This is a genomic window from Vitreimonas flagellata (assembly GCF_004634425.1).
GTDB classification, from domain to species: Bacteria; Pseudomonadota; Alphaproteobacteria; order Caulobacterales; family Aquidulcibacteraceae; genus Vitreimonas; species Vitreimonas flagellata.
On record NZ_SBJL01000001.1, the window covers coordinates 889,354 to 911,354 of the forward strand.

The 22,001-nt window shown below is 63.1% G+C and carries 23 protein-coding genes and 2 tRNA genes; 15 read left to right on the forward strand and 10 right to left on the reverse strand.

Features of this window, described 5'->3' with window-relative positions; genetic code table 11:
* Window positions 1-39: 39 nt before the first annotated feature.
* Entirely contained in the window at window positions 40-690 is a 651-nt protein-coding gene (locus EPJ54_RS04575) for a protein-L-isoaspartate O-methyltransferase family protein (RefSeq protein WP_135210472.1), read from the reverse strand.
* A gap of 74 nt (window positions 691-764) precedes the next feature.
* Window positions 765-1,481, reverse strand: a complete 717-nt coding sequence (locus EPJ54_RS04580; protein ID WP_135210473.1) for an extensin-like domain-containing protein — start codon at window positions 1,479-1,481, stop codon at window positions 765-767.
* A 76-nt stretch (window positions 1,482-1,557) separates the two neighbouring features.
* Here EPJ54_RS04580 and EPJ54_RS04585 point away from each other — a divergent pair.
* From EPJ54_RS04585 to EPJ54_RS04600, 4 genes are all read left to right on the forward strand, one after another.
* Window positions 1,558-1,631: transfer RNA gene (locus EPJ54_RS04585), tRNA-Cys, on the forward strand.
* 286 nt (window positions 1,632-1,917) lie between these two features.
* Window positions 1,918-1,992 (forward strand) — tRNA-Asn (locus tag EPJ54_RS04590).
* A 183-nt stretch (window positions 1,993-2,175) separates the two neighbouring features.
* Window positions 2,176-3,303 carry an acyltransferase family protein gene (locus tag EPJ54_RS04595; protein ID WP_135210474.1) on the forward strand — a complete coding sequence of 376 codons (1,128 nt, stop codon included), beginning with the start codon at window positions 2,176-2,178 and terminating at the stop codon, window positions 3,301-3,303.
* 43 nt (window positions 3,304-3,346) lie between these two features.
* Complete coding sequence (locus EPJ54_RS04600; RefSeq protein ID WP_135210475.1) at window positions 3,347-4,984, forward strand: phytoene desaturase family protein; 1,638 nt, start codon at window positions 3,347-3,349, stop codon at window positions 4,982-4,984.
* On the opposite strand, the gene EPJ54_RS04605 is transcribed toward EPJ54_RS04600, so the two are convergent.
* A complete protein-coding gene (locus EPJ54_RS04605; protein ID WP_135210476.1) occupies window positions 4,981-6,084 on the reverse strand; it encodes a tetratricopeptide repeat protein in 1,104 nt (367 codons plus the stop codon). The genes EPJ54_RS04600 and EPJ54_RS04605 overlap by 4 nt on opposite strands.
* Window positions 6,085-6,146: 62 nt before the next feature.
* Entirely contained in the window at window positions 6,147-8,066 is a 1,920-nt protein-coding gene (locus EPJ54_RS04610) for an ABCB family ABC transporter ATP-binding protein/permease (RefSeq protein WP_239590755.1), read from the reverse strand.
* Here EPJ54_RS04610 and EPJ54_RS04615 point away from each other — a divergent pair.
* Genes EPJ54_RS04615 through EPJ54_RS04630 form a run of 4 tightly spaced genes read left to right on the forward strand, consistent with a single transcriptional unit; the run spans window position 8,065 to window position 10,515 of the window.
* Entirely contained in the window at window positions 8,065-8,640 is a 576-nt protein-coding gene (locus EPJ54_RS04615) for an LOG family protein (protein WP_135210477.1), read from the forward strand. The two genes, EPJ54_RS04610 and EPJ54_RS04615, sit on opposite strands and share 2 nt — an antisense overlap.
* A gap of 56 nt (window positions 8,641-8,696) precedes the next feature.
* A complete protein-coding gene (locus EPJ54_RS04620; RefSeq protein ID WP_135210478.1) occupies window positions 8,697-9,371 on the forward strand; it encodes a hypothetical protein in 675 nt (224 codons plus the stop codon).
* 39 nt (window positions 9,372-9,410) lie between these two features.
* Window positions 9,411-9,935, forward strand: a complete 525-nt coding sequence (locus tag EPJ54_RS04625; RefSeq protein ID WP_135210479.1) for an RNA polymerase sigma factor — start codon at window positions 9,411-9,413, stop codon at window positions 9,933-9,935.
* Complete coding sequence (locus tag EPJ54_RS04630) at window positions 9,928-10,515, forward strand: hypothetical protein (protein WP_135210480.1); 588 nt, start codon at window positions 9,928-9,930, stop codon at window positions 10,513-10,515. Before EPJ54_RS04625 ends, EPJ54_RS04630 begins: the two co-directional genes overlap by 8 nt.
* An 11-nt stretch (window positions 10,516-10,526) precedes the next feature.
* Here EPJ54_RS04630 and gltX read toward each other — a convergent pair whose 3' ends face one another.
* Window positions 10,527-11,864 (reverse strand): glutamate--tRNA ligase, encoded by a 1,338-nt coding sequence (gltX, locus tag EPJ54_RS04635; RefSeq protein ID WP_135210481.1) that lies wholly within the window; start codon window positions 11,862-11,864, stop codon window positions 10,527-10,529.
* 218 nt (window positions 11,865-12,082) lie between these two features.
* On the opposite strand from gltX, the gene EPJ54_RS04640 reads away from it, so the two are divergent.
* Entirely contained in the window at window positions 12,083-12,973 is an 891-nt protein-coding gene (locus tag EPJ54_RS04640) for a cobalamin biosynthesis protein CbiG (RefSeq protein WP_135210482.1), read from the forward strand.
* Here the strand turns inward: EPJ54_RS04640 and EPJ54_RS04645 are convergent.
* Both EPJ54_RS04645 and EPJ54_RS04650 read right to left on the reverse strand, forming a co-directional pair.
* Window positions 12,970-14,304 (reverse strand): MATE family efflux transporter, encoded by a 1,335-nt coding sequence (locus tag EPJ54_RS04645; protein WP_135210483.1) that lies wholly within the window; start codon window positions 14,302-14,304, stop codon window positions 12,970-12,972. The genes EPJ54_RS04640 and EPJ54_RS04645 overlap by 4 nt on opposite strands.
* A gap of 42 nt (window positions 14,305-14,346) precedes the next feature.
* Window positions 14,347-15,216: a hypothetical protein gene (locus EPJ54_RS04650; protein ID WP_135210484.1), complete on the reverse strand. Its 870-nt coding sequence runs from the start codon at window positions 15,214-15,216 to the stop codon at window positions 14,347-14,349.
* An 89-nt stretch (window positions 15,217-15,305) separates the two neighbouring features.
* On the opposite strand from EPJ54_RS04650, the gene trmFO reads away from it, so the two are divergent.
* On the forward strand, window positions 15,306-16,700 hold the full coding sequence (gene trmFO / locus EPJ54_RS04655) for a methylenetetrahydrofolate--tRNA-(uracil(54)-C(5))-methyltransferase (FADH(2)-oxidizing) TrmFO (RefSeq protein ID WP_135210485.1): 1,395 nt from the start codon (window positions 15,306-15,308) through the stop codon (window positions 16,698-16,700).
* A 52-nt stretch (window positions 16,701-16,752) separates the two neighbouring features.
* Here trmFO and EPJ54_RS04660 read toward each other — a convergent pair whose 3' ends face one another.
* The 3 genes from EPJ54_RS04660 to thiS are packed head-to-tail and all read right to left on the reverse strand — an operon-like array spanning window position 16,753 to window position 18,172.
* Window positions 16,753-17,526, reverse strand: a complete 774-nt coding sequence (locus EPJ54_RS04660) for a thiazole synthase (RefSeq protein WP_167755575.1) — start codon at window positions 17,524-17,526, stop codon at window positions 16,753-16,755.
* Complete coding sequence (locus EPJ54_RS04665) at window positions 17,523-17,969, reverse strand: DUF6985 domain-containing protein (protein ID WP_135210487.1); 447 nt, start codon at window positions 17,967-17,969, stop codon at window positions 17,523-17,525. Before EPJ54_RS04665 ends, EPJ54_RS04660 begins: the two co-directional genes overlap by 4 nt.
* 2 nt (window positions 17,970-17,971) lie before the next feature.
* Window positions 17,972-18,172 (reverse strand): sulfur carrier protein ThiS, encoded by a 201-nt coding sequence (gene thiS, locus EPJ54_RS04670; protein ID WP_135210488.1) that lies wholly within the window; start codon window positions 18,170-18,172, stop codon window positions 17,972-17,974.
* An 80-nt stretch (window positions 18,173-18,252) separates the two neighbouring features.
* On the opposite strand from thiS, the gene aroQ reads away from it, so the two are divergent.
* The 5 genes from aroQ to aat all read left to right on the forward strand — a co-directional run bounded on the left by aroQ (window position 18,253) and on the right by aat (window position 22,000).
* Window positions 18,253-18,711 (forward strand): type II 3-dehydroquinate dehydratase, encoded by a 459-nt coding sequence (gene aroQ, locus EPJ54_RS04675; RefSeq protein ID WP_135210489.1) that lies wholly within the window; start codon window positions 18,253-18,255, stop codon window positions 18,709-18,711.
* A 17-nt stretch (window positions 18,712-18,728) separates the two neighbouring features.
* Window positions 18,729-19,214, forward strand: coding sequence for an acetyl-CoA carboxylase biotin carboxyl carrier protein (gene accB / locus EPJ54_RS04680; RefSeq protein ID WP_135210490.1), 486 nt, complete (start codon window positions 18,729-18,731; stop codon window positions 19,212-19,214).
* 156 nt (window positions 19,215-19,370) lie between these two features.
* Window positions 19,371-20,726, forward strand: a complete 1,356-nt coding sequence (accC, locus tag EPJ54_RS04685; RefSeq protein WP_135210491.1) for an acetyl-CoA carboxylase biotin carboxylase subunit — start codon at window positions 19,371-19,373, stop codon at window positions 20,724-20,726.
* Between the two features lie 2 nt (window positions 20,727-20,728).
* Window positions 20,729-21,187, forward strand: coding sequence for a hypothetical protein (locus EPJ54_RS04690; protein WP_135210492.1), 459 nt, complete (start codon window positions 20,729-20,731; stop codon window positions 21,185-21,187).
* A 165-nt stretch (window positions 21,188-21,352) separates the two neighbouring features.
* A complete protein-coding gene (gene aat, locus EPJ54_RS04695) occupies window positions 21,353-22,000 on the forward strand; it encodes a leucyl/phenylalanyl-tRNA--protein transferase (protein WP_135210493.1) in 648 nt (215 codons plus the stop codon).
* Window position 22,001 lies beyond the last annotated feature (1 nt).

Below are 22,001 nucleotides of genomic sequence, written 5' to 3' on the forward strand. Positions count from 1 at the left end.
TTAATTCCCGCTCGTTTCGCTTGGCTAACGCAAGCTAACTCAAAGCCTGAAAATCGCGGGCTTCTGCAGGCCGGCGACGATCGGCGGCGCGGCATCGAACGCCGTACGATAGGCCGCTGTTTCGCCCGCGCGCGTGTAAATGCGCGCAGAGCCCGCCGCCCCCTGGCGTACGATCACGCCCAAGCGCCCGCCAGGCGCCAATTGCTCCAACCAAGCATCCGGCACGAACTCCGTTGCGCCATTGAGCAAGATCACATCGTACGGCCCATCATCACGCCAGCCTTCAGCGGCGGCGATCGTGACCGCCTTCGCATTGGTGAGCCCGCATGATTCGAGCGTGGCGCGCGCGCTGAAGGAGAGGTCTGGATTGATGTCGTGCGCCACGACCTCTTTGCAGATCGTCGCCAACACAGCCGCGCCATAGCCGGTCGCGCCGGCGATTTCCAAAGCGCGCTCATGCTTTTGCGGCGCGAGTGCTTGCAGCAGTTTCGAAAGATCACGCGGCCGCATCAGAAAACGGCCCGGCGCCACTTCGACTTCGAGATCGCCATATGCAATCTCCCGCTTCTGCACCGGAACGAAGCGTTCGCGCGGCAGCGTACGCATGGCGTGCGCGATACGCGGGTCCGTCACGTCGGCTGTGCGGACTTGGCTTTCGACCATCATGTCGCGGGCGCGCGCGAAATCCATGAAACTGCTCCTTATCCGCCCGGTTAAGCCGCCCCGCCGCGAACCGCAAGCCGCACGGGTGACGCGGGGGGCCTCTACCGGCACATGTCGTCCCGGCCCAGATCGAAATGAAGGTGGTCGCGGTGCGCGCGATTGTAGTCAGGGGAGAGCACGGCCTGGAAATAATCGCAGGCCCCGTCCCGGACATCGCGCAGGAACGCCCGCTCCGCCTGCGAACCGCGCCAGCCGGCCGAGATCGTGACCCGGCGCCCGTCCGCCAGGGTGAAACCGGCAATATCCACGGCGTTGGCGCTGGCGTGCTCGCTCAAGCGGCCGTCGCGGCGGCCGGCGATTGGACGGCAAGAATAGGACGAGCCGGCGAGGTCGATCCGGGTTACCGCCTGCCCGAACCGCTTTTCCGAGGCTGGAGCTACGACATCCCGCTCCCACAGCACCAGGGCCGCCGCGACCGCGCACGTGGTCGCCACCGGCTCTGAATAGGCATGGACGGATTGTGTGAGCTCGACCGCGTCGTCATAGCCGCAGCGCCCTTCCTGCAGATCCGGCAACCGCTCCGTCGCAAAGCCCGCGCCCGCCAATGCCGCGCGGCAGGCCGGCACGTCGTCCTCAAACACCGTAATCTGCGCCGTCCGCAGCGCTGGCGGCATCAGATCGGCCTCTTCAGGCGGCGGCGAGCCGATCAGCAACATCAGCATAAAGAGCGCCAGAACCGCCAAAGCGCCCGCGGCCCAGATGCGGGCGCGTTGATGCTCCTCCTTGGAGGGCGGCGGGATCAGACCAAATTTGCGCATGGAAAGCGGCGTCCGCCTTGACCGATTCCATGTGACGCGCCTAGGAGTGCCGCCCCAGCGCGTCTGCGCAGGACTTGGCCTCGTGGCGGAGTGGTGACGCAGCGGACTGCAAATCCGTGCACCCGAGTTCGATTCTCGGCGAGGCCTCCAAGTCCCCTCAGAATAAATCCCCTACAAAGCAAGACTTTGGCGACCTTGGTGAACATGACGTTCGCCATTAATGCTTCCTTTACCGGTTAGGGCGATATTCACCTTGTCTTCCCTTGGAGACACCCCACCATACCCAACGCCTTCGAGGGCCCCGCAAGGGGCCCTCGTTTTCCTTTAGGGCCTGGGTGTGCAAGTGAAAATTCAACTCCACACGGGGCTTTCCCGGCGGACGCGAACTTGGTAGGAAGCGCGCCTTCGCGGGCCCGGCTCGCGAAGAATGAGATGTTCCTCGGTAGCTCAGTGGTAGAGCAATCGACTGTTAATCGATCGGTCGTAGGTTCGAATCCTACCCGGGGAGCCATTCTCCTTTTTGCATCTTTCTAGTGTTGGTTGGATTTTCTAACCCCGCAGGCGACGGCCGGCGGGGTTTTGTTTCGCCCTAACCCGTGTTTGCACAAGCGGCGGGCGCCTGCTGTGACGCATCCGCGCTATGCGGTTAAACAGGTTGAGCGCCGCTCCCGGAACAGCCAAGCGTGCTGGAACGATGAGCACAGCAGAAACCAGTGGGGCAGTGCGCCGCCCGACCCGTCAGGTGTCGGACAGCATCGCCATCGCGCGCGTGCTCTGCATCACGGGCATGGTCTATGCCCACGCCTGGACCGGCCTGAACTACGCCCACCTCGTTGAAGCCGCGCACACCGCTCAAGGCGTGCTGCGCTGGCAACTCATGGAATTCCTGGGCCGCAGCGCCGTGCCGTTGCTTAGCATTGTCGCCGGCTGGCTCGCCGCGAGTTCGGCGCTCAATCAAAACTGGGGCAGCTTCGTCGCCAACAAAGCGCGCACCGTGCTGACGCCGATGCTGCTCTGGAACGGCTTGTCCATTGCGATCGTCGGTGGCTTGGCGTTCGCGGGTTTGCTCGCCGCGCCCGCACCACGCGAATGGCTCTGGACGATCGAGGAATTGTTCGCGTTTACGCAGCCCAACGACATCAACGTGCAGATGCCGTTCCTGCGCGATCTCTTCGTGTGCATGCTCTTCATCCCATTCCTCGCGCGCATGCCGTCGTCGGTGTTGTTTGGCGTTCTCGCGATCGCTTTGGTGTGGGCTGTCACCGAATTCAAATTCGTATTGCTGCTACGTCCGTCGATCCTTGTGTTTCTGTTGATCGGCATGTTGGCGCGCCGCAGTGACCTCGCTGAGAGCGTCGCCGCCAAACCAATCGCTTTGCTTGCAGCACTCTTCGTCGCCACGGCATGCCTGAAGGCTTGGGTGATGTATGGCGCCGGGCCATTACCGCGCGCCGCGCACGCAAGCGCCGACATCGTGCTGCGCCTCGCTGCGGCCGCCTTCTTCTGGCGCCTGGCGTGGGCCGTTTCCAAATCCAAATTCGCGGATCGCGTAAAAGCGCTTGAGCCTTACATGTTCCTGCTCTTCTGCGCGCACATGATCATGATCTGGCTGTTTGGTCCGCTCATCGGCCTGATCACCGGCCCACTTGGATCGCCGCTCTATCCAATCTTCCTGATCGCCCAGCCCTTCCTCGTCCTCGGCGGCACGATCCTGCTCGGCAACGCGCTGGCGCAGGTGGCGCCGAACGCGGCGCAGATATTGAGCGGCGGCCGCATGGGTGGCAGCGAAACCAGCAAAGCAGCCGCACGCCAAGGCGCGTGAGTGTGCTTGCGGGCGGGCGTGTTCCACGCCATGACCCGTGCCCATGCATGATGTAATCATTATTGGCGGGGGCCATAACGGCCTGGTTTGCGCGGCTTATCTGGCCGAGGCCGGGCTTAAGGTGCTCGTGCTCGAACGACGCGATGTCGTCGGCGGCGCGGCTGTCACCGAAGAATTTCATCCGGGCTTTCGCAATTCGGTGGCGAGCTACACCGTCTCGCTGCTGAACCCCAAAGTGATCAAAGACCTCGATCTCGCACGCCACGGCCTGCGCGTGGTCGAGCGCAAAGTCTCGAACTTCCTGCCGCTGCCCGACGGGCAATATTTCATGTCCGCGCCGGGCATCACGCAAAGCGAAGTTGCGCGTTTCTCCAATCACGACGCCGTGCGCCTACCCGAATACGAGCGGCGCCTCGAAGTCATCGCCGACTTGGTGCGCGGGCTGCTGCTGGAGCAACCGCCGAACCTTATCGAACACGGCTTGGTGCGCGGCATCGAAGAAGCGTTGCGCGCGGCCGAACTTGGCGGGCGCCTCAACAAGCTCGACATCACCGCCAAGCGCGATCTGCTCGATCTCTTCTCCGAAAGCGCCGGCGATTGGCTCGACGGCTGGTTCGAAAGCGAGCCGATCAAAGCGTTGTTCGGCTTTGACTCCATCGTCGGCAATTACGCGAGCCCCTACACGCCGGGTTCGGCCTATGTGCTGCTGCATCACGTGTTCGGCGAGGTGAACGGCAAGAAGGGCCTCTGGGGCCACGCTATCGGCGGCATGGGCGCGATCACGCAAGCCATGGCCGCCTGCTGCCGCGAGCGCGGCGTCGAAATCCGCACCGGCGTCACGGTGAAGGAGCTTGTGATCGATCACGTCGCGCAAATGGCCGGCGGCGTGCGCGTTGGTGAAACCTCACATGCGCGCGGCGTTGTGACGGCGAAGGGCGAGGTGCTGCGCGCGAAAGCGGTGATCTCGAACCTCAATCCGAAGCTGCTCTACGAGCGCATCGTGCCGGAAGGCGCGTTGCCCGCCGATTTTCAAGAACGCATCACGCGCTATCGCAACGGCTCGGGCACATTCCGTATGAACGTGGCGCTCTCGGAGCTGCCCCGCTTCACCTCAAAGCCGGAGCCGGGCGATCACCTCACCGCCGGCATCATCATCGCGCCCTCCATGCGTTACATGGAAAAAGCTTACGACGATGCGCGCGCGTTCGGCTGGTCGCGCGAACCCATCGTGGAAATGCTGATCCCGTCGACGCTGGACGATAGCCTCGCCCCACCCGGCAAACACGTCGCCAGCCTCTTCTGCCAGCACGTGCAGCCGCAACTCTCCGACGGCCGCTCGTGGGACGATCATCGCGACGAGGTCGCCGACTTGATGATCGCCACCGTCGACAAACACGCGCCCGGCTTTGCGAAAAGCGTGCTCGGCCGCCAAATCATGTCGCCACTCGATCTCGAACGCACGTTCGGCCTCGTGAACGGCGATATCATGCACGGCAGCCTCTCGCTCGATCAGCTGTTCAGCGCCCGCCCCGTGCTTGGCCACGGCGATTATCGCGCACCGATCGCCGGCCTCTATATGTGCGGCGCCGGCACGCACCCAGGCGGCGGCGTCACCGGCGCGCCGGGGCACAATGCAGCGAAGGTCGTGGCGCGTGATTTCAGGAAAGGCGTGGTGAACTAGCTCGGACGCAAGCGAAAGTGCTGGTAGAAACCCGGCGCGTCAGCCGAGAGCAACGTAGCCGCGATCAAATCTTGATCACCCCCGCTCAGGTTGAGTTGACGGCGCGCGAGTCCGCGCCCGTAGAGCGCCAACGCGACATTGTATCTAGCCATCGCAGCTTCAATCGTGAGCGCGGCCCCCTCGACGTTCGGCGCACTACCCAGGACATTTTCGAAATCGGCCAGCGCCCTGCGCGCATCTCCATCGCGAAGCGCCGCCACGCCGTGATTAACGCGATGCGACATCTCAACAGGGAAAAACGCGATCGCCGCATCACATGCGGCCAACACCGCGTCCAAGTTGACCGATGTCCGGAGGCGATTGCCACAAAGCACCTCCATCTCTGCTCCAGCATGGGGATCAAGCGCGAGGGCGCGATCGCGCAACTGAACGGCAAGAGCGGTCTCACCAACGCTGTAGAGTGAGGTCGCGCGCAGCATGTTGAGCTTTACGATCCATGTGTCCGAGTCGAACGACGTCGGATCTTCAGAGGAGGGCTCAAACCCAGCGTGGCGTACCGCCTCCTCGCGTCTGGTCTCGGCGATGTCGAGATCATCTAGCAGATCTTGGAACCGAGCGGCGGCGCGTTGGTACTCTCCACGCTCAAACCAGAGAATCCCCTCGAAATACCGAATGTGAAAATCGCCCGGCTTGAGAGTCATCGCGCGCTGCAAATCTACCGCCGCCTCTTCAACGTCGCCGACGGTCAGCCGCGCTTCCGCTCGGTACGCATATGCGTACGCGTTATTTGCGTCCAACTCCGCGGCCAATGAATAGTCGCTGATACGTGCTGCCGCATCTTCCGGCTGCGCGCGTGCACGCTGCATGTACGCAGCGGCACGATGCTCGGGGCGCTCATGTTCATCGGCGCCGCGCGCCGAACACCCGGCGTTCGCAATTGCCGCATCCGGCCCATAGCATTGTCGCCACTCAAGAGCGCGCTGCCGCTCCGGACCGCTCAGCACGCGTGCAGCAACCTGGTCGACGATTCCTCGACCGACGCCCATGCCGAAGGCAATTGCGATTGCAACTGCAACGCCTACGAAAATTCTGCGCCACATGGTAAATTCTTCGCTTCCTTGCACGAAGACTACCACCGGTTGCTTTAGGGCTTATTAGCGGATCACTCCGCCGCGACATTTTCCGGTTCTTCGGCCTGGCGCTTCCACAAGCCTGCATAGAGCCCGTCTTTGGCGATGAGTGCTGCGTGCGTGCCGCGTTCGACGACGCGGCCGGCCTCTAACACCACGATCTGATCGGCGTTCGCGATGGTGCTCAAGCGGTGCGCGACGACGAGCGTCGTGCGGCCGCGTGAGGCTTCTTCCAAAGCATCCTGCACCTCGGCCTCGGTGCCGCTGTCGAGCGATGAGGTGGCTTCGTCCAGGATCAGGATCGTCGGGTTCTTGAGCACGACGCGGGCAATGCCGACGCGCTGCTTCTCACCGCCGCTCAGCTTCAAGCCGCGTTCACCCACGCGCGTATTCCAGCCCTGCGGCAAGCTTTGGATGAACGTCAACAGCTGCGCGCGCGACGCGGCCTGATCCAATTGCTCCTGCGTTGCTTCAGGGCGACCATAGGCGATGTTGTAGCGGATCGTGTCGTTGAACAGCACGACATCCTGCGGCACCAGCCCCAGTGCGTTGCGCAGGCTGGTTTGCGTGACCGCGCGCAAGTCCTGCCCATCAATGCGCACAGCGCCGCTGGCGGGATCGTAGAAGCGGAAGAGCAGCTTCAGCACTGTGGACTTGCCCGCGCCCGAAGGGCCGACGATCGCCGTCGTCTTGCCAGCTGGCGCGGTAAACGAGACGCCATCGAGACCTTGATCGCGGCCCTCGTGCGCAAAGCCCACATTGTCGAATACGACTTCGCCCGGCCCCGGTTTCAGGGCGACCGCGTTCGGCGCATCGGCGACGTCCGGCGTTTCATCCAACAGCACGAACATCTTTTCCATATCGATCGAGGTCTGTTTGATCTCGCGATAGGCAAAGCCCAAGATGTTCAGCGGCGCGTAGAGGTTCGTCATGATGAGAATGACGGCGGTGATGTCGCCCGGCCCCATGGGCCCGCGCGCCACCAGAAAGCCAGCCGCCAGCACCATCGCCACCAAACCGACGTTCATGACGAGGTTCTGCAGCACGTTGAGCATGACAAGCGATGTGTTCGAACGCACCGCCGCACTGGCGTAAGACGACAGTGCTTTGTCGTAGCGCTCACTCTCGCGCGCCTCCGCGGCGAAGCTCTTTACGGTTTCAAAATTCAGCAGTGAATCCACTGCCCGGCCTGCGGCTTCGCTGTCGGCCTCGTTCATCTCACGGCGATGCTTCAAGCGCCATTCCGTCACGCCAAACGTGATCCAAGCGTAGATCACCACCGTGAGCGCCGCGATTAACGAGAACGACCAGCCGTATTTGAAACCAAGCACGCCGGCAGCGAGCAGCAGCTCGATAATGGTCGGGGCGATGTTGAAGGCCAGGAAGCGCAGCAGAAAATCGATCGCGCGGACGCCACGCTCGATCGTGCGATACACAGAACCTGTGCGCTTCGATTGATGGAAGCGCACCGAAAGTCGGTGCACGTGCGAAAAAACATTCGTGCCGGCGCGGCGCTGCGCTTCTTCGCTGATCGGCTGGAAGATCGCGTCGCGCAATTGCGGGCCTGCCGTTGAGGCAAAGCGCAACGCAGCCCAGAAGCCCGCCAGACCGATGAAGGTTTGCAGCGCGCCGCCTGCATCACCTTCGCTCAGGCGATTGATGCCGTCGGCCAAGACGAGCGGCGAAAACACCGCCAACACTTTGCCGACCAGTGTCAGCAGAAAAGCCGCCCACAGCCGCAGGCGGTAGCCTGGCCCTTCAAGGCCGCCGATCAGCCGCATAAGGCGCGCGATCGTCCGCAGGATCGGCGGCGACGCGTCCGCGACGACCTCCGGCTGCCCAACCTGCTTATGCTCGCCACGCGCCATATGGAACAATCCTTGAGGTTCGGACTTAGGCGCGCTGGTTTTCGCCCGCAATGCGCCGTATTGGCTAAGTGTGATGAGCCCCATGGCCGATTCCAGTGCAGCGAGCGCCAAAGTGCGTTCCGTGTGCGTCTATTGCGGGTCGTCGGAAACGACGAAGCCCGAATATCTCGATCTCGCGACGCGGTTCGGAACGGCTTTGGCTGAACGCGGCCTGCGCCTCGTCTATGGCGGCGGCGGCGTCGGCCTCATGGGTCGTTGCGCAAAAGCCGCGGCCGACGCGGGCGGCGAAGTGCTGGGCATCATGCCGAACTTCCTGATGCAGCGCGAACGTGTGCTGGAGGCCGTGCCGCATCGCATGGTCGATACGATGCACGAGCGCAAACACATAATGTTCGAGGAATCGGACGCATTCGTCGTGCTGCCTGGCGGCATCGGCACACTCGAAGAAGCGGTGGAGACGCTTTCCTGGCGCCGGCTCGACCTGCACTTCAAGCCGGTCGTCTTCCTCTCCGAAGACGATTTCTGGGATCCGTTCTTCCATCTGATCCAGCATACGGTCGACGCCAACCTGACCCCTGCGAGCTTTCACAACGCCGTCGCCAACGTGCGCACGATCGAAGATTGTTTCGCCGCGCTCGCCGCTCCGGTCCGAGTTTGAACCTTCGGTTAACGACGCTGCGTTAGCGTTCGGCCCGTTCAGCCTTTGGACGGGCCATGAGTTTCGGGAAGAAGCCGCCTTCCGCGCCACCGGGCAGCGCGCCTGTTGCATCACCCGCACCAGCGCCGCGCGATCCCTATGGTCGGCGTAAAGTCATTCCAGACGAAGTCTGGGACGGCCCCAAGGGCAAATTTCTGCGCGAACTGGGCTTGAGCCCCGACGACGAAAGCAATCTCATCCCCAACGAAGCCTCGATCGCCGCACGCATCGAAGAAGGCCGCGCGCGTCACGAAGAACGCAACGCACTGGCGCAACGCAGCATCGAAACACGTCTAGCCGGCGCAAGGGTGCGCCCGTTCTTCCTAATCCCCGATCCGTGCTGGAACGGCGCGACTGGCCTCTTCCTGATGACGTCGCTCGATCTCTATCCGTACGACGATTGGAACGTGATGTATTTAGCCGCCGACGAACGCACAGCACTCGTCGCCGATATCGCCATGCATCCTAACGGCAATGTGCCCGCCTTCGTGGAAGCCGCGGCGAAATTCATGGTCCGCGCACAGGAGCAGATGACCAAGGCGCACGAAGCCGCCACTATCACCCACGATTTCGCCACCTACCAAACTACGCGCGACGACGTGCAAATGCGCGTCAAAGCGTTGGCGATGCAATTTTCCCGCACATTGATCGAAGCCTGGGAAAAGAACGGCCCGGCGGGGCGCGGGCGTTAGGCCTTGTAAGAAACCCACGCCACCTCCGACTATAGGAATATGGCTGGGAATACCGACCAAGATCAGCGCTATCTGGCCGCGGTCGCTGAGTTCGGCGGGGCCATGCAGCGGCTCGCGCGCGCGACGGAGGCAAATCCGGAGCGGCGGCGCGATTTGCTACAAGACATGCATGTCGCGCTTTGGCGTAGCTTGGCCACCTTCGACGGCCGTTGCGCCCTGCGGACCTGGGTCTATCGCGTCGCGCACAACGTGGCTGCAAGCCATGTCGGTCGAGAACGCCGCATGCGCGCCGGCGCCGCGACGCTCGACGAGATCGAGCATTTGCCGGACTCGCGTGATCTCCGCGACGATCACGAGTCCAACGAGGCGCTAGAGCGTCTGCACAAGCTCATACGCGCACTGAAGCCGCCAGATCGGCAAATCATCACGCTTTACCTCGAAGGCGTCGACGCCGCAGCGATCGCCGACATCACCGGCTTGAGCGCAGGCGCTGTCGCCACGCGCATCTCCCGCCTCAAATCCTCTTTCGCCCAACACTTTCAATCCGGCTCACCCCATGACTGACCGCGATCCCCTCCAAGACCTTTGGACCAATCAAGCGCAGGAGCCATTCGACATGAAACTGGACGATATCCGTGCGCAGGCCACGCGCTTCCAGGCGCGCATTCGCCAGCGCAATTTGCTCGAATACCTAGCGGGTGTTTTCGTTGTCGGCGTGTTCGGGTGGTTTGCCTTCGCCATTCCTGCGCCGGTGGCGCAATTGGGCGCTCTGATGATTGTGCTCGGCGCGCTCTACGTGTGCTGGAAGCTGCACACACTCGCACGCGCCGTCGACGCCAACGCACCCGACACAGCGCAAGCTTGGACAGATTTCCAGCGGCGCGAACTTGAGCGCCAGCGCACAGCGCTCGCGACCGTTTGGAGCTGGTACCTTGCGCCATTTGCACCAGGAGTTCTGGCATTTCTCGCGGGTGTCGCCTTTGCGCCGGAAGCGCCCATGCCCCTGGCGGCGCGTCTCACCCTTTTTGGCGCGGGCGCTTGCGTCATGGGCGCGGTCTTCGCGGCGATCGCGTGGCTGAACGCTCAAGCCGTGAAGATGCTTGATCGCGAAATCGCCACGCTCGATCAGATGCGCCAAGCGTAACTGACGGCGTCTTAAGCCGACTGCCCCAGCAGCCGCTTGCGCGCGCGCTCTTCACCGATCAGGGGGAAGAGCGCGGCCATTTCCGGGCCGTGATCCATGCCGGTGAGCGCTTGGCGTAGCGGCATGAAGAGCGCTTTGCCTTTGGCGCCCGTCTTTTCCTTCACGGCGTTAGTGAACGCGCTCCAGGTCGTTGTATCATAAGCGCCGCTCGGCAGCACTTCGGCGGCGGCTTGCGCGAATTCGGCATCCTGCACGACGGGCGCGATCGGGCCGTCAACGATCTTGGCCCATTCCTGCACGTCGGGCAGCAGCACGAGGTTCGCGCGCACCGCGTTCCAGAACGCTTCACCCTTGTCCGCGCCAAGCTTCGCGAGGCGCTCCTTCACGGTCGTGTACTCGTATTGATGCAGCAGCGCCGCGTTCACCCGCTTCAATTCTTCCGGATCGAAACGCGCCGGCGCGCGGCCGATCTTCTCGAACGCGAACTCGGACGCCAATTGCTCCAAGCTCGTGCGCGCCTCCACCGGATCAGAGGTGCCGATCTTGGCGAGGTGCGAGAGGATGGTCATCGGCTCGTAGCCTTCAGTAGCGAGTTCACTCACACCGAGCGAACCAATACGCTTCGACAGCGCATTGCCGTCCGCGCCAACGAGCAATGGGAAGTGGCCGAACGCCGGCACGTCGCCGCCCAACGCTTCGAAGATCTCGATCTGCACGCCTGAATTGGTGACGTGATCTTCGCCGCGCACGATATGCGTGATCTTGAAGTCGATATCGTCCACCACGCTCGGCAGCGTGTAGAGGAAAGCGCCGTCTTCGCGAATGAGCACCGGGTCCGAGAGCGAGCCCGTATCGATCGATTGCGGCCCGCGCACGAGATCGACCCAATCCTTGCGCGCGCCCGAAAGCTTGAAGCGCCAGTGCGCGCGGCGGCCTTCGGCTTCCAGCTTTGAGCGATCAGCGTCGGTCAGCTTCAAGGCGGCACGATCATAGATCGGCGGCTTGTTCGTCGCTTGCGCGATCTTGCGCTTGCGATCGAGTTCGTCTTCCGTCTCGTAGCAGGGATAAAGCAAGCCCGCGGCCTTCAGCTTCTCGGCCGCCTTCTCATACACATCGAAGCGATGCGATTGGTTGGCGCGCTCGCTCCAGGGCAAGCCCAGCCACGCCAGATCGTCGACGATGCTCTGCTCGAACTCTTTCGTGGAGCGCGCGATGTCGGTATCGTCGATCCGCAGCAGCACCTGCCCGCCTTCGCGAACAGCAAACAGCCAATTCATCAGCGCCGTACGGACATTGCCGACATGGATGCGGCCCGTGGGCGACGGCGCGAAACGGAGACGGATGGACATTGTTTTAGTTTCTGGTTTTTGGTCGCGAGAAGGGCCGGGTTATGCGGCGCGCCGCCCGGAAATGTCCAGCGTCGGCCTCCTTATCAGACGCCGCAGGCTCAGTTTGGCTTGGCCGGATGTTGTTTTCGGTTAGAAAAGCCCCTACGTCCCGCGCCCGCAAAGCGCCCCTCTACCTCCGCTAAAAGGACCAACCGGCCAACAACCGGTTCACGAGACACATGAGCCAACGCCTCTTCCAAGCCTATGTGATGGTCGATTGGAGCGCCGCCTCCAAGCCGACGACTGGCCCGGACTCGATCTGGGTCGGCGTGCTGAAGCGCAATGTGCGCTTCCAGATGGCGTTTGAGTCTCACAACCCCGCCACCCGCCTCGACGCGGAAAAGCTGCTCACCAATGTGCTCGATGATCTGAAACGCAAGGGCGAGCGCACGCTCGTCGGCTTCGACTTCCCGCTCGGCTTTCCGCGCGGCACGGCGGCGGCGTTGCAGCTGGTTGGTGAGCCCTGGCGCGCGCTGATCGATTTCGCGGCCAAGGAGGTGAAGGACAAGCCCGACAACACCAACAATCGCTTCCAAGTCGGCGCCAAGATGAACCGGCTGATGACCGGCGAGGCGTTTCCGTTCTGGGGCGCGCCGGCGCGCGATGAGCAGACCATGCTCTCGGCCAAGCGCCCGCGCGAACATGGCGAAGGCGATCTGCCGGAATTGCGCTTGGCTGAGCAGGCGATAAAAGGCCCCTCGTCGATCTGGAAGCTTTACTATCAAGGCTCCGTTGGCGGTCAGGCGCTGACGGGTCTGCCGGTGATCAAACGCCTCGCAGAGAAGCGTGCCGCGAAGTTCTGGCCGTTTGAAACGGGCTGGAAGCCGCTGACGCCGGCCGATCTCTCCGAGGTCGAATGCGTATTCGCGGAAATCTATCCGAGCATGCTCGGCGCCAAACCCGCAGCCGGCGAGATCAAGGATCAGGCGCAAGTCCGCACCGCGTGCGAACGCTTCAATGCGCTGGATGATAAAGGTCAGCTCGCTTCGATGTTCGGTCCGGCCAAGGACGATCCGCGTCGTGAAGTCGTGGAGCGCGAAGAAGGCTGGATCCTTGGCGCGCCAGCTTAAACGCTGGCGTTTGCTTCAACCGGCGGCAGCCGATTACGCAGGAAATACCAGCGCGCCAGCAGCACCGCCGCGCTCAGCACGCTTGCCCAGAAGATCGCGAACAACAGCCCGGCGACACCCATGCCTTCATGCTCGGCCAGCCAATAGCCGATAAGCGGCATGACCACCGCGTACGCGGCAATGTGGCTGAAGGTCGGAAACCAATTGTCGCTGCGCGCGCGTAAAGCGGACGCGGCGACGACTTGCGTACCGTCCGGCAACAGCACGAGCGACGCGATCCACATCAAAGACGCAATGAGCGCGGCGAGGCCGACGTCAGCCGTATAAACACGGCCAATCGGTTCGGCGAACAAAAGGATCACGACGGCGGCGACCAACATCGCAATCGCGTTCAGCCAAATACCCGTCCAGCCTGCACGCACCGCATCTTGCGGCGCTTGCCGCCCTACTGCTTCGGAGACCAGCACTGCTGTCGCCGCAGATATGCCAAGCGCCAGCATGAACACGAGTGCGAGCAGATTGAGAATGATCTGATAGGCCGAGACGACATCCGCACCTATGCGGCCCGCAATGACGGTCATCGCGGAGAACGCGCCAGCTTCAACGGCCTGGCTCACAGCTGCTGCAATGCCGACCGCGAGCAAGGCGCGATAGCTCGGCCCTCCCGCACCCATTTTGCGCACGCCATAGCGCGCGCCTTCGCGCAGCATGAAGATCGCGAGCAGCAAAGCGCCCGCGAGAAACACGCGCGCGCCCACTGTGGCCCACGCCGAGCCGACAGCGCCATGCTCCGGCACCCACCACAAATTCAGCGCGAGGTTCACGCCGTTCGCCAGCCACATCACGGCCGTCGAAATGCCGGGCTTCTTGATCGCTTCCAGAAAGTACGTGCCGGCGATGTACATCAAGTGCAGCGGGATTGAGAGGGCAAGCACCGACATCACCGGCGCCGATGGCCCGGCCAAGCTCTCCTCGATGCCAAACACCGTGAAGAGATTTTTGCCCGCGGCCCACATCGCCAACGCCGACACGATGCCGGCGACCACCGCGATCACCAAGCCACGACGCAACGCAACGCCTGCGCCCTCCGCATGGCCTTCGCCCAACGAGCGCGCAGCCAACACTTGCACGCCTTGCAGCAAGCCAATCGCGGCGACCAAGAACACGGCGGTCGGCGCCCATCCGAGCGCCTGGTGCGGCAGCTCGTCCGGCGCCAATTGGCCGACAACGACCACGTCCACCAACGCCATGCCGATAATGCCGAGCCGCGCGAGCGCGGTCGGTCCGGCAATGCGCAGCAAAGGCGCGACGTATGAGCGTGTCGACCGCATGGGGAGGCGCCGTTTAGCTGAACGGCGAGAGTCGGTCGAGGCTTAAGCGGCGGATTGCTGCGCCGCAGCAGGCTTTAGGCCGCGATACAAATACGTCGAAAGCCCTGCTTCGAGTGAGGAATAGAGGGCGAAGGTTATGAAGCTCGTCACGAACACGTAGCCGATAAAGAGCACTGGATTGCTCTGCGCGACGGCGGCCGTCGCCATCGGGTCCAGCGCGTTGATGCCGGCGATGGCGGCGACAACGTAATCAAGCGCCGCGACCAGCACATAGGCTGGCCCAAGCAACATCAGCCGCGCTGCCGTGATGCGCAGCATCGAGCCTTTGGTCCACGCCCATGTTTCAAACGTGAGAATGCGCCCGGCTTCGACGCTTGCAGGCGCCGCCAGATAGAGGCGCGATGTGAGCAATATCCACACGATTGTGTAGAAGAGCGCAAAGCTCACGAGCGCACCCGGCTGCTCTTGAACGAAGCGCGTCATGACCGAAATCACCGCCGCCTGATCCGAACCAGCGCGCTCAAGATCGCCGATATAAGGCGCCATCGGTCCGGCGAAGAGTGCGATCATCCCGGGGATCAGCAGCACGAACATGACGATGCACATGAAGAAGCCGACGACCGCCATCGCCGCCCACACGCGCAAGCCGTCATTCAGAACACGTTGCTGTGCGCTTGCGGCGAGGCCGAAGGCCGCCACGATAAACGCGGCGTAGGTGATCGCGCGCACGAACATCGCGCCAACCGCCGTCAGCAGGCCGACCTGCGGCACGAACAACGCCAACCCGGTCACCAAGGCGAGCACAAGCGCGCAGATCAACGAGGCGCTCAGCACGAACCGCAGGTTCGACCGCACGCTCGCCAGAGCCGCCCCAACGCTTTCCTGAACTGGCACCGCGCCGCCTTCGGCCATGATTTTTCTCCCTTACGAGGCGCTTATGCCTGCATTTGCCGCCGCCCGCGAGGCTTGAAGGCGCTGGCCCGGCGCGGCATGTGATCGCCATGAAACCTGTTCACGTCGTCGGCGGCGGTATGGCCGGATCGGAAGCCGCTTGGGCGCTGGCGAATGCTGGCGTGCCGGTGGTGCTGCACGAGATGCGGCCGGTGGTAAAAACCGACGCGCACCATACCGATAAGTTCGCGGAACTGGTCTGCTCCAATTCGTTCCGCAGCGACGATTGGCGAGGCAATGCCGTCGGCCTGTTGCACGAGGAAATGCGCCGCCTGGGCTCGCTGGTGATGGCGAGTGCAGGTCCCGCGCAAGTGCCGGCGGGCAGTGCGCTGGCGGTGGACCGCGATGTGTTCAGCGATGCGGTGACCGCCGCACTGACGGCGCACGAATTGATCAGTGTGGAGCGCGACGAGGTGAAGTCGCTGGATGCATTGCTGACCAGCGACGACGCGAGCGTGATCTTCGCCACCGGCCCGCTCACCTCACCGGCGCTAGCGGATTCCATCCGCAATCTCACCGGCGAGGACTCCCTCGCCTTCTTCGACGCCATCGCGCCGATCGTGCATGCAGACTCGATCAATTTCGACATCGCCTGGAAGCAATCGCGCTACGACAAAGAGGGCCCCGGCGGCGACAAGGCCGCCTACGTCAACTGCCCGATGGACAAGGCGCAGTACGAAACTTTCATCGCCGCTCTCAATGCCGGCGCGAAGACTGAGTTCAAGGACTGGGAAAAGAACACGCCCTATTTCGAAGGCTGCTTGCCGATCGAAGTGATGGCGGAGCGCGGGCCGGAGACATTGCGCTTCGGGCCGATGAAGCCTGTCGGCTTGATGGACGCGCGCGTCGGCACACGGCCCTACGCCGTCGTGCAACTGCGCCAAGACAACAAGCTCGGCACGCTCTTCAACATGGTCGGCTTCCAGACCAAGCTGAAATACGGCGCGCAGGAAGAGATCTTCCGCATGATCCCCGGCCTTGAGAACGCGCGTTTCGCGCGTCTCGGCGGCATTCATCGCAACACGTTCCTGAACTCACCGCGCCTGCTCGATTCAACATTGCGTTTGAAGGCCGAACCGCGCGTGCGCTTCGCCGGCCAAGTGACGGGCGTTGAAGGCTATGTCGAAAGCGCCGCGATGGGCATGCTTGCTGGCCGTTTCGCTGCCGCCGAACGCTTAGGCCGCGCCATCGAACCGCCGCCGCACACAACAGCACTCGGCGCGTTGGTGGCCCACGTCACCGGCGGCCACATCACGGACGGCAAAGGCTCGTTCCAGCCGATGAACGTGAACTTCGGCCTCTTCCCGCCGATCGACGCGCCGACGCACGGGCCTGATGGGAAGAAACTCAAAGGCGAAGAACGCGGGAGAGCGAAGAAGCTGGCGATGGCGGAGCGGGCGCTGGAGGATTTGGCGGGATGGTTGGACGGCGCCTCATTGCGCTGACGACGGAGCTATCCCTCACCCTGCCCTCTCCCCTCTCGGGGAGAGGGTTCTCTCAAATCAAGCCACCCAGCGGGCTGCTCGGATCAGCGTATTTCTTCTTCCCCATCCGCCCGGCCAGATACGCTTCGCGCCCCGCGATCACGGCGTGCTTCATCGCTTTCGCCATGCGGATTGGGTCTTTGGCTTCGGCGATGGCGGTGTTCATCAGCACGCCGTCGACACCCAGCTCCATCGCGATCGCCGCATCGCTTGCGGTGCCGACGCCGGCGTCCACGATCACCGGCACGCGCGCTTGCTCCACGATCAAGCGAATGCCGACAGGGTTTTGCACGCCCAGCCCCGAGCCGATCAGCGAGCCCAGCGGCATGATCGCGACGCAGCCCGCATCCTCAAGCTTGCGCGCATAAACGGGATCGTCGCTGCAATAGACCATCACAGAGAAGCCCTCGGCGACGAGCACTTTCGCGGCCTTCAGCGTCTCTTCCATCTCGGGATAGAGCGTCTTCTGATCGGCCAACACTTCAAGCTTCACCAGCTTCCAACCGCCCGCCTCGCGCGCAAGGCGCAGCGTGCGCAACGCATCATCGGCCGTGAAGCAGCCGGCGGTGTTGGGCAGAAATTCCACCTTCTTTGGATCGATGTGATCGGTGAGGCGTTCCTTGGTCGGATCGCTCAAATTCACCCGCCGCACCGCAACCGTGACAATCTCCGCCCCGCTGGCTTCCAGTGCCGCCGCATTCTCCGCGTACGACTTATATTTGCCGGTGCCGATGATGAGGCGCGAATTATAGCTCTTGCCGGCGATGGTGAGGGTGTCAGCGGTCAATTGAGTTTCTCCCAACCCTCTGGGGTCAGTTCGTAAGTGAGCCCGTGTTCACGATCCCAATCAGGGCCAACGTAAACGGCTGCGCTACAATCATCAGCGACCGAGAGCTGTCGCGGGCTCAGAAAGTTGTGAAGCTCGCTGCGTTGCAACTCTGCAGGCACGCCGCATTCCTCTCGCCACCAGCGCCCCTTGGGATCATCACGCAGCGCTGTGTATTCATCAAAGATCATCTGCGCGGCCAGTTCTCGATCCTGTTCGAAACGCTCAATCAATCTGGCAGCGGCATGAAGCATCTCCGACGATGGCGATTGGTCCATCTTTACGTCGAGGCAGACGACGAAATCGCCTACCGGCGACGGCGCCGGGGTGGGATGCTCGTAACTGTCGAAAAGACACGGGCCGCGCGGGATCAGGACAAACTCATCGAGAAGCAGGATGCCCACGCTCACCCGCCCCCCACGAACTGAACAATCTCCAGCTGGTCCCCGTCTTGCAGGCTGGTACTCGCCCACAGGCTCTTGGGCGCGATCTCGCGGTTGCGTTCGACGGCCACGCGGGCGCCCTCGATCTCCAGGGAGGCGAGCAGATCGGCGATGGTCGCCGAATCGGGCGCCTCGCGCATTTCTCCGTTGACCGTCAGACGCATAAGCCTTCCTATCCGCCCCGACTTAAAGCCCCCCTGGGCCGGGTTCAACGCCCGCCACCCTCCAGCCGCGCAAAGGGACCATGCCGGACCGGAAACCGATCTACGTGCTTAACGGCCCTAATCTCAATCTGTTAGGCACGCGCGAGCCGCATATCTACGGCCACGCCACCCTGGCCGACATTGAGCAAGCCTGCGTCGCGCGGGCGGGCCAATTGGGCTTTACCGTCGATTTCCGCCAATCGAACATCGAGGGCGAGTTGGTGAATTGGCTGCAAGAAGCCCGCGACAACGCGGGCGCGGTTGTTCTAAACGCCGGCGCCTACACCCACACCTCGGTCGCCCTTCATGACGCGATCAAGGCCATCTCCATTCCGGTGATCGAAACTCACCTCTCCAACCCCGCAACGCGTGAGGACTTCCGTCACGTTTCGTTAGTGGGCAAAGCCGCAAAGGGCGTGATCGCCGGCTTTGGGGCGACCTCGTATCTACTGGCCATCGAGGCGGCAGCCTTGTTGGCGAATGAAAGCAAAGGCGCGTGAGCAGGAAACCGCAGACAATGAGCGAGAAGAAGACTCAAGCGATCGATCCCGATCTTGTGCGCGAATTGGCCTCGATCCTTTCGGATAGCGGCCTGAGCGAAATCGAAGTTGAGCATGGCGAGTTGCGCCTGCGTCTGGCGCGCACCTTGGTCGCGGCCGCCGCACCCGTGCACACGCACGTCGTGGCCACAGCGCCGACCCATGTGGCGGCACCCGCGGCGCCGCCGCCAGCCGCCGCCCCTGCGCCGGCCGCCGAGGCCGCGTCGCATCCGGGCGCTGTGTCCTCCCCGATGGTCGGCACCGCCTATCTCTCACCCGAGCCGGGTGCGGCGACCTTCATCAAGGTTGGCGACAGCGTCAGCGCCGGTCAGACCTTGATGGTCGTCGAGGCGATGAAGACGTTCAATCCGATCCCGGCGCCGCGCGCGGGCAAAGTCGTCGCCATTCTCGTCGCCGATTCTCAACCCGTCGAATACGGCGAGCCACTGGTGATTTTGGAATGAGCACGGCGCTGCGTAACTGCTCACCCGCTTGCGGGGGAGCTGTCAGCGCGCGTAGCGCGATGACTGAGGGGGGACGGCGCGACGTTGGCCCGACTTTCCCCCTCCCCCTCGCTTCGCTCGGGACCTCCCCCGTGAACGGGGGAGGAGTTGCGCATCATGTTTGAAAAAGTTCTCATCGCGAACCGCGGCGAAATTGCATTGCGCGTACACCGCGCGTGCAAGGAAATGGGCATCGCCACCGTTGCGGTGCACTCCACCGCGGACGCGGACGCCATGCATGTGCGCCTCGCCGACGAGAGCGTGTGCATCGGCCCGCCGCCAGCCGGCAAATCGTACCTGCACATTCCGAGCATCATCGCCGCCGCCGAAATCACCGGCGCGCAAGCGATCCATCCGGGCTACGGCTTTCTTTCCGAAAACGCCAAGTTCGCCGAGATCGTCACGCAGCATGGCATGACGTTCATCGGCCCCACAGCCGAGCACATCCGGCTGATGGGCGACAAGATCGCCGCCAAACAAGCCGCGATCGACACTGGCATGCCGGTTGTGCCGGGTTCTGACGGCGGCATCGCCACCGAAGAAGACGCCAAGAAGTGGGGCAAGAAGATCGGCTATCCAGTGCTGATCAAGGCCGCCGCTGGCGGCGGCGGACGCGGCATGAAAGTCGCGCGTACCGCGGATGACGTCGTTGAAGCTTTCTCCACCGCACGCGCCGAAGCGAAGGCCGCGTTCGGCAATGACGACGTCTATATGGAGAAATATCTCACCAAGCCGCGTCACATCGAAATTCAGGTCGTCGCCGACAGCCACGGCAACGTCATCCATCTGGGTGAGCGCGATTGCTCGCTGCAACGCCGCCACCAGAAAGTGCTCGAAGAAGCCCCGTCGCCGGCCCTCAATGCCGACGAACGCGCGCGCATCGGCAAAATCACGGCGGATGCGATCGAGAAGCTCGGCTATCTCGGCGTCGGCACGGTTGAGTACCTCTACGAAGACGGCGAATTCTATTTCATCGAAATGAACACGCGTCTGCAGGTCGAGCATCCGGTCACCGAGATGATCACCGGCATCGATCTCGTGCGCGAACAGATCCGCATCGCCGACGGCGCGCCGCTTTCGGTGAAGCAGAAAGACGTGAAGTTCAACGGCCACGCCATTGAATGCCGCGTCAATGCCGAGAACCCGCGCACCTTCGCGCCCTCGCCTGGCAAGATCACCGGCTATCACCCGCCGGGCGGCCTCGGCGTGCGCCTCGATAGCGCGATCTACGCCGGCTACTCGATCCCGCCGAATTATGACTCGCTCATCGGCAAGCTCATCGTCCACGGCCGCGATCGCTCCGAGTGCCTGATGCGCTTGAAGCGTGCGCTGAACGAGATGGTCATCACCGGCGTCGACACCACGCTGCCGCTCTTCCGCGACCTCGTGAACGAGCAGGACGTGATCAACGGCGATTATTCGATCCACTGGCTCGAACAAAATCTGAAAGCGAAGACCGACGCGGGAGTCTGATCATGCGGGCGTTGCTTGTTGCTGTTGCGTTGAGTGTCGCGGCCTGCACGGAGCCCGCGCCTCCGTCTGACCCAGCCGCGCCCGCAGCGCCTGAAACGCCATCAGCGGACGCCGCCACGGACGCCCTGCTCGCCGTGCTCACGCCGATCGTGTCGGCCGAGATCGGCCAACCCATCCGCTTCGAACCCGAAAATGTCACCATCCGCGACGGATGGGCTTACGTGGTTGGGCGTCCGCAACAGCCCGATGGCGCGGCCATCGATTGGACCACCACCGCACTCGCCAGTCGCTATGAACATGGCGCCATGGACACCGGCGGTTCAACGCACGTGCTGCTCAAGCAGGAGAACAGCGCTTGGCGCGTCGTCACCCACGTGATCGCGCCAACGGACGTGGCTTGGCTGAGCTGGCCGGCGGAGTATGGCGTCCCGGCGGATGTGCTTGGCATCCCGGCCGAGTGAGTTAACGGGCGCCGCCCTTGCAGATCGGCCCTCAAATCTCAAGGGCTGATTATTCATGGCACAGCACAGCTTCTGGGCGCTTCTCGTGGCGCTCGCCTTCCTGGCGCTCGCGCTCGCCGCTTAATCCCGTTTCCAGACGCACCAGGCTTTGGCATTCTGGCGCGCGTGAAGCCATTCACCACCGATGACCTCTTGGCGTGCTACCGGCGCGGCGTCTTCCCGATGGCGGAAAGCCGCGAAGACGACGGCTTTTTCATCGTCGATCCTGAATGGCGCTGCATCTTCCCGCTGGATCAATTCCACGTGCCGCGCCGCCTCGCCCGCACGCTGCGCGGCGACCAATTCAGTTTCACCATCAATCGCGCCTTCGCCGCCGTGATAGATGGCTGCGCCGCCCCTGGCCCGGATCGCGAAGACACCTGGATCAATCCAGACATCCGCGCGCTCTATCTCGACCTCCACCGCAAGGGTGTAGCCCACAGCGTCGAGGCGCGCATTGATGGTGAATTGGTCGGCGGCCTATACGGCGTCGCCATCGGGGGCGCTTTCTTCGGCGAAAGCATGTTCTCGCGCGCCACCGACGCCAGCAAAGCCGCCCTCATTCATCTCGCCGCGCGGCTGCGCTTCGGCGGCTTCAAATTGCTAGACGCCCAATTCATCACGCCGCACCTCGCGCAATTCGGCGCCCAAACACTGCCGCGCCGGATCTTTCAGGGGCTGCTGAGCGTCGCGCTGGAGACGAAGGCGGATTTCCGGGCATTACCCGAGGACACCCCGGGCGCAACGCTGGTCTCCATCCTCGCAGCGCGCTAGC

What these genes read in the sequence shown, in the direction of transcription:
- EPJ54_RS04625 (WP_135210479.1), top strand. Translation starts at nt 9,411, where the DNA reads ATGGCTGGGAATACCGACCAAGATCAGCGCTATCTGGCCGCGGTCGCT.
- EPJ54_RS04595 (WP_135210474.1), top strand. Translation starts at nt 2,176, where the DNA reads ATGAGCACAGCAGAAACCAGTGGGGCAGTGCGCCGCCCGACCCGTCAG.
- trmFO (WP_135210485.1), top strand. Translation starts at nt 15,306, where the DNA reads ATGAAACCTGTTCACGTCGTCGGCGGCGGTATGGCCGGATCGGAAGCC.
- EPJ54_RS04620 (WP_135210478.1), top strand. Translation starts at nt 8,697, where the DNA reads ATGAGTTTCGGGAAGAAGCCGCCTTCCGCGCCACCGGGCAGCGCGCCT.
- EPJ54_RS04615 (WP_135210477.1), top strand. Translation starts at nt 8,065, where the DNA reads ATGGCCGATTCCAGTGCAGCGAGCGCCAAAGTGCGTTCCGTGTGCGTC.
- gltX (WP_135210481.1), bottom strand. Translation starts at nt 11,864, where the DNA reads ATGTCCATCCGTCTCCGTTTCGCGCCGTCGCCCACGGGCCGCATCCAT.
- aroQ (WP_135210489.1), top strand. Translation starts at nt 18,253, where the DNA reads ATGCCGGACCGGAAACCGATCTACGTGCTTAACGGCCCTAATCTCAAT.
- EPJ54_RS04580 (WP_135210473.1), bottom strand. Translation starts at nt 1,481, where the DNA reads ATGCGCAAATTTGGTCTGATCCCGCCGCCCTCCAAGGAGGAGCATCAA.
- EPJ54_RS04645 (WP_135210483.1), bottom strand. Translation starts at nt 14,304, where the DNA reads ATGCGGTCGACACGCTCATACGTCGCGCCTTTGCTGCGCATTGCCGGA.
- EPJ54_RS04605 (WP_135210476.1), bottom strand. Translation starts at nt 6,084, where the DNA reads ATGTGGCGCAGAATTTTCGTAGGCGTTGCAGTTGCAATCGCAATTGCC.
- accB (WP_135210490.1), top strand. Translation starts at nt 18,729, where the DNA reads ATGAGCGAGAAGAAGACTCAAGCGATCGATCCCGATCTTGTGCGCGAA.
- EPJ54_RS04640 (WP_135210482.1), top strand. Translation starts at nt 12,083, where the DNA reads ATGAGCCAACGCCTCTTCCAAGCCTATGTGATGGTCGATTGGAGCGCC.
- accC (WP_135210491.1), top strand. Translation starts at nt 19,371, where the DNA reads ATGTTTGAAAAAGTTCTCATCGCGAACCGCGGCGAAATTGCATTGCGC.
- EPJ54_RS04690 (WP_135210492.1), top strand. Translation starts at nt 20,729, where the DNA reads ATGCGGGCGTTGCTTGTTGCTGTTGCGTTGAGTGTCGCGGCCTGCACG.
- thiS (WP_135210488.1), bottom strand. Translation starts at nt 18,172, where the DNA reads ATGCGTCTGACGGTCAACGGAGAAATGCGCGAGGCGCCCGATTCGGCG.
- EPJ54_RS04630 (WP_135210480.1), top strand. Translation starts at nt 9,928, where the DNA reads ATGACTGACCGCGATCCCCTCCAAGACCTTTGGACCAATCAAGCGCAG.
- EPJ54_RS04600 (WP_135210475.1), top strand. Translation starts at nt 3,347, where the DNA reads ATGCATGATGTAATCATTATTGGCGGGGGCCATAACGGCCTGGTTTGC.
- EPJ54_RS04575 (WP_135210472.1), bottom strand. Translation starts at nt 690, where the DNA reads ATGGATTTCGCGCGCGCCCGCGACATGATGGTCGAAAGCCAAGTCCGC.
- EPJ54_RS04650 (WP_135210484.1), bottom strand. Translation starts at nt 15,216, where the DNA reads ATGGCCGAAGGCGGCGCGGTGCCAGTTCAGGAAAGCGTTGGGGCGGCT.
- EPJ54_RS04610 (WP_239590755.1), bottom strand. Translation starts at nt 8,066, where the DNA reads ATGGGGCTCATCACACTTAGCCAATACGGCGCATTGCGGGCGAAAACC.